Source organism: Nocardioides malaquae, from assembly GCF_015070385.1.
GTDB classification, from domain to species: Bacteria; Actinomycetota; Actinomycetes; order Propionibacteriales; family Nocardioidaceae; genus Nocardioides; species Nocardioides malaquae.
This window is the reverse complement of the sequence record NZ_JADCSA010000618.1, coordinates 1-260: the sequence shown is the minus strand read 5'-3', so window position 1 is coordinate 260 and position 260 is coordinate 1. Positions and strand designations below refer to the sequence as shown.

The 260-nt window shown below is 44.6% G+C and carries 1 protein-coding gene; it reads right to left on the bottom strand.

The window, feature by feature from the left end; all coding sequences use genetic code 11:
• On the bottom strand, positions 1-193 hold a 193-nt coding region (locus IEQ44_RS17310), incomplete at its 3' end, for a hypothetical protein (protein ID WP_227487667.1).
• Between the last annotated feature and the right edge of the window lie 67 nt (positions 194-260).

Below are 260 nucleotides of genomic sequence, written 5' to 3'. Positions count from 1 at the left end.
ATCCCTGTGATTTGCTCCTAGACTCGCACCACAAAAACTTTTGACAAAGACTAAGAAAATGTTTTTCTTTAAAAAAAGATGTTCCGTCTTCATGAAGTGCTCTAAGTGTAAAGTGCAGTGGCAAACGTTCAGGTTCTAGGACCATGGTCAGTGCTATGACAGCAGATTTATCATGTGGGGAAAGCTTCGTCATCACGTCAGTCCACGTCACACATGAACAAGGCCCAGTGTGTGACGTGGGTTGATGTGCCGCGTCGTTT